Below are 10,116 nucleotides of genomic sequence, written 5' to 3'. Positions count from 1 at the left end.
CGCCGATGGTACTGCACTCGGGAGGGTGTGGGAGAGTAGGTCACCGCCGGACAATCTTTTGGAAGGGCTCCGACTTCGGTCGGGGCCCTTTCTGCATTTCCGGGGGTGGTTCTTCCATTCCGGGTGTGGTGTGGTGTGGTGGCGGGGCGCTGGTGGTGGGCGGTGCCGGTTCAGGGGGGGGCCGGCCCGTGGCGGGTACTGGGTGGACTGGTGGATCGGCTCGGGGTGCGCTGTTGCAGGGCGCAGGTACCGCATTCGGCGGATCCCAGTCGGTTCCGCCTCTGCTCAGTCCGAGCTGGCACACTTCCAAGGAGACTGAGGGATCGTGCCCTGCTCCATTTCGAAGGAGGTTGAGGGGGCGTTATCTGGCCCCTGCCTTGCAGGAGACTGAGGGGGTTCATATCCGGCTCCTGGGACGATGCTCTTCTGGGCCCGTCCTTGGCCGGCCCTACGCCTCCGCTGCAGGTCGACTCTCACCAGGCTTGCGCAAGGTGGCGTTAACGTCGCGACCGCAGACAGGCTTCAGGTGTCGAAGTTGCGTAGGTGGACCAGGAACTGTTCAGCTTCACCGTCGCCTGCGTGGACCCATCGGCTGCGAACGCGCCCGTGCCTGCCTCGACATAAATGGCCGGAATCACCTGGAATCGCCAGTGAAGAAGCTCTCATCCTCCTCGCCCGGGTGCGTGGGTGCATGCTGCTTCAGCATGCCGTTCCGCAGCATCCACACCCGAAAGAACGACTCCTCTTGAGCCATCAAGAACACCTGGACGGCGTTTGGGCATCGCCAGGGGATGCTCTGGACTCGATCACGAACCGCGGGCAGATCAGCGTGATTGAGCGCCCGGGCCCACACGCTGCATTCGGGGAACTTCCAGCCACCCCATCGCGAATCCTGGCCGGTCGTCTCGGTCAGGAACCCACATCCCATTCCTGGTCGGTCCCGCCGCGGAGCCTCGACCCGCAACCAGTTGCTCAACGCCTCAACGTTGGGCCGGTCCACCGCATCAACCGACACCATGACGTTCGCCACCCAGCTCACCAGGCGATTATGGGCCACGCTGTCACTCTGTGGGGGAGGAGGCGCGGTCAGGGTGCTGCGTGCCCTACGAGCGGCTCCTGGCAGCCGCAACAGCCAGTAGCGAGCCGTGGGAGCCGCGCCAAAGAAGCAGACCTATCTTCGGTGGTGACCGGGACTTCGCGATGACCGGTACGAGGTGCTGTCAGCGAAGTCCTGCTCATGCATGGGGCTTTGTCTCTGTCGCCCAGGTCACGTCCACGCCCATCAGTGCTGTTGCCGGCCTGTCGGATGGCCCCACTCAACTGTCCGGACTGGTGGGATAGCTGTGTACTCCAGGGGCCGGGCTTGTGTTGGCAGGGGACCTGGGCTGGGTGTCAGCGCGAGCTTGGTGAGGCTCTGCCGGTTCGCCGTTCTGAGGCCGTGGCAGTTGGCTGGAGGTCAGGGGTGGGCGAAGAGGGTTAGTGTGCAGCTGGAGGCGATGGCCAGGGTGCGGCCCGTGGGGGAGAAGCCGGCTGCGCGGAGCTCGCAGCCCTCTTCGCGGTGGATGTGCCACCAGGTTGATCCGGGTTCGTCGCGGTAGGGGTCTCCGCCGCTGGAGAGTAGGACGCTTTCGATGGGCCAGTCGGGGGTGACGACATCGATGGACCATCCATTCGTGGTGGTCGTGTGCAGTCCGCCGCCCAGGAGGCCGGAGATCTTGATGGGGGTGCCTGTCAGAGGTCCTATGCCTTGGCAGGTGAGGGTGTAGTCGTCCGGCCAGGCTGGTTCTGGGTCGGGGTCGCGTGCTGTGCGATGGCCGGTGACGCAGTTGAGGATGCCGCGTCCCTGGTGAGAGGTCACGAGGATGAGGTCTTCGCCCGATTCGGGGTGTACGGCGAAGCCGACGCCGGTCAAGCCTCCGACCGCTACTGGTGGCAGGGGGCGCCAGGGTGGGGGCGGGGGTTGGAGCGGAGCGGTTCGGAACCGGGTGCGAAGGTGTTCGTGGTGGGATTTCATGGCGGGCGAGTCCTGTCGGGGTCCGGCGGTGGTGCGGTAGGGGCGCATCCTATGCCCGACAAGACAGGGCGGCGTCTGTGCCTGGGCGACCTGGTAGCGGGGGTCTGGGGGCGATGCTTGAGCCGGTAGCCGGTAGCCGGTAGCCGGTAGCCGGTAGCCGGTAGCCGGTAGCGGGGGACCGGGGATCGGGGGGCGCGATTACCTGCGGTGATGCGGCAGGCAATGGGGATGGCGGAGGGTGGCCGCCTCGGCGCCGGTGGTCTGGGCAGGCTCTGGAGGGCTGGTGCCCGTCGTCGCGGTCTCCCTTAGGGTCCGCTGGCCTTGTGGGGGGAGAGGACGGGAAGCGCACCCCGCCCAGGGGCGCCGCATGCTAAGTGGGATCACCGAGGCGGATGCGGGCTTCTCTGAGTTGTCGGCGGACGTCGGCGAGTTCGCGTTCGAGTTCCAGGATGCGGCGGATGGCGATCAGGGTCATGCCCTGGTCGGCGAGGTCGGTCACGTGCTGGACGATCAGGATGTCGCTGCGGGAGTAGCGGCGTTGGCCGCCGGACGAGCGGCTTGGGCTGATGACGTCGTGTTCGTCCAGGCGGCGGAGGTAGGCCTGGCGGACCTGGAGCATCTCGGCGACCTGGCCCAGGGAGTAGAGCGGGGCGTGTTCGTCGTCGAAGGGCAGCGCGGGCATCGTGGCCTCCTCGGGGTTCGGGGGCGGGGCCGGGCTGCCCCGCCCCCGGGTGCCGGGTCAGGCCCGGATGGCCTTCGTGTCGTTGCGCCGGATCTCCACCTTGCGCGGTTTGGCGCGTTCGAGGACCGGGATGCGCACGGTGAGCACGCCGTTGGCGTAGCCGGCGTCGATGCGGTCGCTGTCGAGGTGCTCCGACAGGTAGACGCGCCTGGTGAACGTGCCCATCGGGCGCTCGCGGACGAACAGGCGTTCGTTCTCGGCGATCTCTTCCTCGCGGCGGGCGCTGACGGTGAGGACGCCCCGGTCGACGGTCACCTCGATGGAGTCCGGGTCGATGCCGGGCAGGTCGAAGCGCAGGACCACGTCGTCGTCGCGGCGCAGACCGTCCAGCGGCATCGTGGTGGCGCCGCCGTTGTCGAAGGTCTGGCGGGCCAGCCGGTTGAACTGGCGCTCGAACTCCTGGAAGAACGGGTCGATCGAAGTCAGCAGCATGGTTCCGAACCTCCTGCTTCTGTCGTGATAGCTAACCTCCAACTCGATTTGTAGGTTAGAGAGCTGAGCAGGGGGAAGCAAGGAAGGTAAGGAAGTTTTTACCCGGGCGTGAGGAGTGTGCCGGTGAGGATCGTCACGGCATGGCCGGCGAGATGGACGCGGTCGCCGTCGAGGCGGGTGTGGACCAGGCCGCCTCTGGCGGAGAGCTGCGCACCGGTCAGAGCCGTGCGGCCGAGCCGCGCGGACCAGTACGGCGACAGGGCGCAGTGGGCCGAGCCCGTCACCGGATCCTCGGCGACGCCCACTTGGGGAGCGAAGAATCGTGAGACGAAATCAGTGCCGGTGCCGCGGGCGGTGACGATGACGCCGCGCGCCTCCACTGCCGACAGGGCCGGGATGTCGGGGCGCAGGGTGCGTACCGTCTCCTCTGAATCGACCTCGACCAGCAGGTCCAGGTCGCTTTTCCCGACCCGCACCGGGGTGGCTCCGAGCGCTTTCTCCAGGCCGTCGGGAACCGTGACGGGCGTCACCTCCTTGGCCGGGAAATCCATCGTGATGAGGTCTCCGGCGGCGCGATTCACGGTTAGCGTTCCGCCGGCCGTGCGGAATTCGACGGGGCCGGTCGCGGCGCCGGTCGAATACAGAACGTGAGCGGTCGCCAGCGTGGCATGACCGCAGAGAGTGACCTCGACCACAGGGGTGAACCACCGCAGGGAATCGCCGAGCAGGAAGGCGGTCTCGGAGAGGTTCATCTCGGCGGCTACGCTCTGCATCCACCCATCAGTAACCGGAGAGTCCAGCAGGCAGACACCTGCGGGATTACCCTTGAAAGCTGTGTCGGTGAAGGCGTCTACAGTGAACAGGCGCATGTGGCCGATGCTATACGGGGGGGACGGATATCCAGATGCAAGCGGGTTGCAAGCTGTACAAAATGGAATTAGGGCTGGGCGTGTCGCGTGGCGAATGCGGAATCGTCGGTTACCGTCCAATGTGTAGGGACGTGCCGATTACGGTGAGTTCCTGAGGAAAGGACAAGCCGATGGGGGCAGTGCGCAAGGTGGTGAACTACCTTGGCCTGAGCGGGGTCGATCACTACGACGACGGCTATGACGACGACGAGCACTACGAGGACGAGTACGTTCCGGCGACGGAGCGGGCCGCCCGGCGGTGGCGCGCGAACGTCGACGCGTCGCGAATCGTGATGGTCCAGCCGCTCAAGTACAACGACGCACCGTTGATCGGTCAGCACTTCCGTGACGGGCAGACGGTGATCATGGACGTCACGGGCATGGCGATGCCTGAGGCGACGAGGATGGTCGACTTCGCCGCCGGGCTCGCGTTCGGTTGCGAGGGTCGGATCGAGCGCATCGCCGATCGCGTGTTCCTGCTCGCGCCGGCGCACGTGGAGATCGAGACGACCTGATCGGGTCTAAGCAGCGCGCGGGCCGCGACGAATCAGCCGGGTGAGCTCGGCTGCATCGTCAGCGGCCTGTTTCGCGCGTGCGTCCGCTTCTCTGGCGTAGGCGTGCAGGGCCCAGACGGCGCCCTCGGCCAGCTCCTTCAGCTCGTTGACCTGGCCGGCCACGTAACGGGCGTCGGCGACGATCGTCTTGTGGCGCTGCCAGAGCTGCCAGCCGCCCAGCCCGAGCATGGCCACCCCGGCGGCGGCCAGCAGGAGCGAGGCGCTGAACGCCGCTCCGGCCAGGCACGCGACACCCGCCACGATCAGCACGAACGCGGCCCATGGCCGGCCGCGCGGCACGACGCCCTCGGTGAGGATGGCGTGCTCCGCCGTGGCGATCGAGGTCTCGTCGGGGCCTTCGGGGCGCAGGTGGATGCGGTGGCCGAGCAGCGGGACGGTCAGCGTGGCCGGCGGCGTCAGCCGGCTGTCGGCCTCGAGCTCCTCGGCCAGGCCGCGCAGGATGGGCGCGGCGACGTGCAGGGCGATGGCGGCCAGGTGCGGGTCGGCGCCGGGGCGCAGGTCGTCGAGCAGGTGGGAGATCAGCGAGGCCATCGGGCCGGCCGGGCCGCCCTGCCCGATCTGGGTGCGCAGGACCGCCAGCGGCTCGTCCTCGGCCCAGGACGCGGCCGGGCTGGCCGAGCTGTTGCTGAGCGGGGCGGCGGAGTCGTGGTCGGCCTGCCGGGCCGAGGTGATCTCGGCGCAGCGGCCGCGCAGTCTGGCCAGGCGGGCGGCCGCGACCGCCGGACGGGCCAGATCGGGGATTTCGGCCATCTCCGGGAAGTCGGCCAGCGACGGCGGCACGACGACCGCGGGCTCGCCGGGCACCAGCGCCTGCACCCACTCCTCGACGTCGGCGTGCTCCTGCACGGCCAGCGCGTCGAGCTTGCGGAGCACGAAGATCTTGCCGGCCGGGCCGTAGGCGCCGCGGGCGGCGGCCAGCCAGAGCGAGCGCTGGCCGTGGGTGACGGGACGGTCGAGCGACAGCTCGCCGAAGGCCGTGCCGAGCCAGGAGGCGTGGATCCGGCTGCCCTGCCCGGACACCGCCAGGGCCAGGCACAGGAAGAGCGCGGTCTGCTGCTGGTCACGGCCAGCGGCCCTGCTCAGCGGTTCGAGCGGGTCGTCGCCGGCGAGGATGGCGACCAGCGCTTCGACGGCAGGGGGCAGCCAGTGGCCGGGTATGTCGCGAAAGCCCGGAGCGGCGGGAGGAGCGGTGCCATTGGCGGCGAGGTGCGCCAGCAGCGCCTCGGCGTAGCGTTGCAACTCCGTCGCTGCTTGGGGGCTCGCAGTCAGGTCCGTGCTCAAGGCAGAGAACTCCCCCATTTCGGCCTCAGTTCATGACCGCGTAAAGCCTAGCCGTTAGGGCGCGCCAACCCGGTGGAGGCGCGCCCATGACGGAACGGGAGACTTTGAGCCAACTGCCTGTTACATACGGTCGGGGACGGGGACGCCCAGAAGGTCGAGGCCGGTTTCGAGCACGCGCAGCGTCAGCGCGCACAGGGCCAGCCGCGAGGCGCGGGTCTCGGGCTCGACGTCGGACCGCAGCACCGGGCACTGCTCGTAGAACGTGCTGAACAGGCTCGACGTCTCGAAGAGGAAGTTGCACAGCCGGTGGGGCTCGGAGCGGGCGGTGACTTCTTCGATGAGCGTGCCGAAGCCGAGCAGGTGCAGGGCCAGGGCGCGCTCGGCGGGCTCGGCCAGCAGGATCGAGGACGTGGCGGCCGCCGGCTCCATGTCCGCCTTGCGGAAGATGGACCGGATGCGGGCGGTGGCGTACTGCATGTAGGGGCCGGTGTTGCCGGTGAAGCCCAGCATGCGGTCGTAGTCGAAGACGTATTCGCTGTCGTGGCTGACCGACAGGTCGGCGTACTTGACCGCGCCCATGCCGACGGCGAGGGCGATCTCGTTGCGGGTGGCCTCGTCGTAGCCGCGTTCGGCGATGGCCGCCGAGGCCCGGTCGACGCCCTCCTGGAGCAGGTCCATCAGCTTGATGGACTCGCCCGACCTGGTCTTGAAGCGGCGGCCGTCCTTGCCGAGCATCATGCCGATCTGGACGTGTTCGGCCGAGACGGTGTCGGGCAGCCAGCCGGCCATCTGCGCGGAGGCGAACACCATGCGGAAGTGCAGCGCCTGGTCGGCGCCCACCACGTAGAGGATGCGGTCGGCCTTCAGGTCGTGGACGCGGTAGCGGATCGCCGCCATGTCGGTGGAGGCGTAGCCGTAGCCGCCGTCGCTCTTCCTGATGATGAGCGGCAGGGGCTTGTCGTCGGAGCCGGTGAAGCCGGGCGGGAACAGGCAGAGCGCGCCCTCGCTGTGGACGGCGACGCCCGACGATTCGAGGTCGGCGCAGGTCTTCTCCAGCATGGGGTTGTACATGCTCTCGCCGGCGAGGTCGGCGTCGGTCAGCGTGACGCCGAGCAGGGAGTAGACCTTGTTGAAGTAGCGGACGGTGGCGTCCATGAAGACGTGCCACAGGCGCATGGTGGCCGGGTCGCCCGACTGGAGGGTGGTGACCCGGACCCGGGCGCGCTGCTTGAAGCCCTCGTCGGCGTCGAACTTGGCCCGCGCCGCCTGGTAGAACTCGGTGCCCATGCCCGCTTCGAGCTGGGCGACCGCGGCCGGCTCGCCGATGTCGAGCAGGTGCTCGATGAGCATGCCGAACGGGGTGCCCCAGTCGCCGAGGTGGTTCTGCCTGATCACCTTGTTGCCGAGGTGTTCGTGCAGGCGGGCCAGGGAGTCACCGACGATGGTGGTGCGCAGGTGGCCGACGTGCATCTCCTTGGCCGCGTTGGGCGCGGAGTAGTCGATCACGATGGTCTGCGCGGGCGTGCTGGTGCCGACGCCGAGGCGCTGGTCGTCGCGCATGCCCGCGGCCTGGGACTCGATCCAGGAGTCGGCGAGCGTGATGTTGAGGAAGCCGGGGCCGCTGACCTCGACCGTGCCGGGGAAGTCGGACAGCTCGGCCTTGATCGCCTCGGCGACCTCCCGCGGGGACCGTCGCAGGCGCTTGGCCAGGCTCATCGCGACGTTCGCCTGGAAGTCGGCGAACTGGGAGGGCCGGATCAGCGGGTCTGCGTCGGCGTGCTCGGCGCCGAACGCGTTGGCCAGCGCCTGCTGGACGCGCTCGGTGAGCACTAGCTGCGGGTCGGTCATGTTCTAAGGGTACCGGCGACCTTGACCGCGATGCTGATCGCCGCAGCGGCCACCAGGGAGATGCCGACGGCCGTCAGGTCGTTGCTGAGGTCGCCGGGCGCGAGGGCGAAGAAGCGCCTGACGGGCGGCAGCGACAGGGCGAGCGCGAAGAGCCCCGCCATGGACGCCAGCAGCGTGATCCGCCACCAGTTGAGCGGCCTGGTGATCAGCACGAGCACCCACCACGTGGTGAGGAAGAGGGTGATCACCGCGGACGTCTGGTCCTCGGTCAGGGTGGAGGTGCCGCTGTGCGCGGCCCAGAACGACAGCAGCACCGCGACCGCGCACAACACCCCCGCCGGCACGGCGAAGCGCAGCACCCGCCGGACGAACCCCGGCCGCGCCCGTTCGAACGTGGGCGCGAGCGCCAGGAAGAACGCCGGGATGCCGATGGTCAGCGCGTTGGTGAGGGTGGAGTGGCGGGGCGCGAACGGGAACATCACCCCGGCCACGCCGACGGCCAGCGACAACACGATCGCGTAGAAGGTCTTGGTGAGGAAGAGGTTGGAGACGCGTTCGATGTTGGCCAGCACCCGGCGGCCCTCGCCGACGACGTGCGGCAGCGTGGCGAACTTGTCGTCCAGCAGCACCACCTGGGCCACCGCCTTGGTGGCCGGGCTGCCCGCGCCCATGGCGATGCCGAGGTCGGCGTCCTTGAGCGCGAGGACGTCGTTGACGCCGTCGCCGGTCATGGCCACGGTGTGCCCGCGGGCCTGCAGCGCGCCGACGAACTGCCGCTTCTGCTGCGGGCTGACCCGGCCGAACACGGTGTGGGAGTCGAGCAGCTCGCCGAGCTTGTCGGGGTCGTCCTGGGGGAGCGTCCTGGCGTCGATGGAACGGTCGCCGCCGGGGATCTTCAGGCTCATGGCGATGGCGGAGACCGCCTCCGGGTTGTCGCCGGAGATCACCTTGACCGTGACGCCCTGCTTGGCGAAGTAGCCGAGGGTCTTGAGCGCGTCGGGCCTGATCCGCTGCCTGAGGGTGACCAGCGCGACGGGCTCGACGGGCCCGCCGTCCTGGGCGGCCCGCAGGTCGGGCGTGCGGCACAGGACGAGCACGCGGGTGCCGGTGGCGGCCAGCTCGGCGGCCTTGTCGTAACCGTCGCCGTCGTGCAGCAGCACGTCGGGGGCGCCCAGCAGCCAGGCGCCGTGCCCGCCGAAGTCGGCGCCGCTCCACTTGCGGGCCGAGGAGAAGGGCACGGACGAGGCCGCCGACCAGCCGTCGGCGGGAGCGGGGTAGCGGGCCCTGATGGCCTGGGCGGTGGCGTTGGGACGGGCGTCGAGGTGGGCCAGGGCGGCCAGCGCGGGCTCGACCGGCTGGCCGTCGCGCAGCGGGAGCACCTGGTCGAGGTCCATGCCGCCGGCGGTGAGGGTGCCGGTCTTGTCCAGGCAGAGCACGTCGACCCTGGCCAGCCCCTCGATCGCGGGCAGCTCCTGGACCAGGCACTTGCGCCGGCCGAGGCGGATGACCCCGACGGCGAACGCGATCGAGGTCATCAGCACCAGGCCCTCGGGGATCATGGTGACGATGCCGGCGACCGCGCCGGTGATGGCGGTGGAGAAGTCGGCGGAGTTGTGCAGCTGGCTGTAGATCAGCAGAGCGCCGATCGGCACGACCAGCCAGGTGATGTACTTGATGAAGTTCGCCACGCCCTCGCGCAGCTCGGAGTGGGCGAGGTGGAACTTGCTGGCCTCCTCCGCCAGCCGCACGGCGTAGGCGTCGGTGCCGACGCGGGTGGCGACGTACGCGCCGGCGCCGGCGACCGCGAAGCTGCCCGACAACACCTGGTCGCCGGGCTTCTTGTGCACCGGGTCGGCCTCGCCGGTCAGCAGCGACTCGTCGACCTCCAGGCCGTCGGAGCCGACGACCTCGCCGTCGACCAGCAGGCGGTCGCCGGAGCCGAGCAGGACCAGGTCGCCGAGGACGACCCGGTGCGGCTCGACCTGCTGCTCACGGCCGTCGCGGCGGACGCGGACCGGAGCCTCGTTGATCACGGCGAGCTTGTCGAGGGTGCGCTTGGCGCGCAGCTCCTGGACGATGCCGATCAGCGCGTTGGCCACGATCACCAGGCCGAACAGGCCGTCCTGCCACTCGCCGAAGATCAGGATCAGCGCCCAGAGCACGCCGATGACCAGGTTGAACAGGGTGAACACGTTCGCCCTGATGATCGCGCTGAGCGATCTGCTCGACCGCCGCGGCACCTCGTTGGTCTTCGCCCCCGCGACCTGTGCTGAGGTGAGGCCGTCCACATTTCCCCCGTTCCTGTGGATCGGTCTC

Annotated in this window: 9 protein-coding genes; 1 reads left to right on the top strand and 8 read right to left on the bottom strand. The window is 69.2% G+C overall.

Going from position 1 to position 10,116, the window contains the following annotated elements; genetic code table 11:
* Positions 1-634: 634 nt before the first annotated feature.
* The 5 genes from AB0J46_RS40215 to AB0J46_RS40195 form a co-directional block, all read right to left on the bottom strand.
* A complete protein-coding gene (locus tag AB0J46_RS40215; RefSeq protein ID WP_364339967.1) occupies positions 635-1,039 on the bottom strand; it encodes a hypothetical protein in 405 nt (134 codons plus the stop codon).
* A gap of 417 nt (positions 1,040-1,456) precedes the next feature.
* Positions 1,457-1,912, bottom strand: coding sequence for a hypothetical protein (locus AB0J46_RS40210; protein WP_364339965.1), 456 nt, complete (start codon positions 1,910-1,912; stop codon positions 1,457-1,459).
* A gap of 472 nt (positions 1,913-2,384) precedes the next feature.
* A complete protein-coding gene (locus AB0J46_RS40205) occupies positions 2,385-2,696 on the bottom strand; it encodes a MerR family transcriptional regulator (protein WP_364339963.1) in 312 nt (103 codons plus the stop codon).
* Between the two features lie 57 nt (positions 2,697-2,753).
* Positions 2,754-3,188, bottom strand: a complete 435-nt coding sequence (locus AB0J46_RS40200) for an Hsp20/alpha crystallin family protein (RefSeq protein WP_364339961.1) — start codon at positions 3,186-3,188, stop codon at positions 2,754-2,756.
* Between the two features lie 98 nt (positions 3,189-3,286).
* Entirely contained in the window at positions 3,287-4,057 is a 771-nt protein-coding gene (locus AB0J46_RS40195) for a PhzF family phenazine biosynthesis protein (protein WP_364339959.1), read from the bottom strand.
* Between the two features lie 170 nt (positions 4,058-4,227).
* Here AB0J46_RS40195 and AB0J46_RS40190 point away from each other — a divergent pair, with 170 nt between their 5' ends.
* The gene (locus tag AB0J46_RS40190; RefSeq protein WP_352320833.1) at positions 4,228-4,611 is read left to right on the top strand and encodes a cell division protein SepF; all 384 of its coding nucleotides are present in this window, start codon (positions 4,228-4,230) and stop codon (positions 4,609-4,611) included.
* A 6-nt stretch (positions 4,612-4,617) separates the two neighbouring features.
* On the opposite strand, the gene AB0J46_RS40185 is transcribed toward AB0J46_RS40190, so the two are convergent.
* From AB0J46_RS40185 to AB0J46_RS40175, 3 genes are all read right to left on the bottom strand, one after another.
* Positions 4,618-5,910 carry a hypothetical protein gene (locus tag AB0J46_RS40185; protein WP_364339957.1) on the bottom strand — a complete coding sequence of 431 codons (1,293 nt, stop codon included), beginning with the start codon at positions 5,908-5,910 and terminating at the stop codon, positions 4,618-4,620.
* 162 nt (positions 5,911-6,072) lie between these two features.
* A complete protein-coding gene (gene argS / locus AB0J46_RS40180) occupies positions 6,073-7,800 on the bottom strand; it encodes an arginine--tRNA ligase (RefSeq protein WP_364339955.1) in 1,728 nt (575 codons plus the stop codon).
* Complete coding sequence (locus tag AB0J46_RS40175) at positions 7,797-10,088, bottom strand: HAD-IC family P-type ATPase (RefSeq protein ID WP_364339953.1); 2,292 nt, start codon at positions 10,086-10,088, stop codon at positions 7,797-7,799. Before AB0J46_RS40175 ends, argS begins: the two co-directional genes overlap by 4 nt.
* Positions 10,089-10,116 lie beyond the last annotated feature (28 nt).

This window comes from Nonomuraea sp. NPDC049758 (assembly GCF_040674635.1).
In the GTDB taxonomy this organism is placed as follows: Bacteria; Actinomycetota; Actinomycetes; order Streptosporangiales; family Streptosporangiaceae; genus Nonomuraea.
Note: the sequence above shows the minus strand (reverse complement) of the source record. Positions and strands in the feature narration are given on the sequence as shown.

Coding starts and splice junctions, on each gene's coding strand:
- AB0J46_RS40205 (WP_364339963.1), bottom strand. CDS start 2,696: ATGCCCGCGCTGCCCTTCGACGACGAACACGCCCCGCTCTACTCCCTG.
- AB0J46_RS40200 (WP_364339961.1), bottom strand. CDS start 3,188: ATGCTGCTGACTTCGATCGACCCGTTCTTCCAGGAGTTCGAGCGCCAG.
- AB0J46_RS40195 (WP_364339959.1), bottom strand. CDS start 4,057: ATGCGCCTGTTCACTGTAGACGCCTTCACCGACACAGCTTTCAAGGGT.
- AB0J46_RS40190 (WP_352320833.1), top strand. CDS start 4,228: ATGGGGGCAGTGCGCAAGGTGGTGAACTACCTTGGCCTGAGCGGGGTC.
- argS (WP_364339955.1), bottom strand. CDS start 7,800: ATGACCGACCCGCAGCTAGTGCTCACCGAGCGCGTCCAGCAGGCGCTG.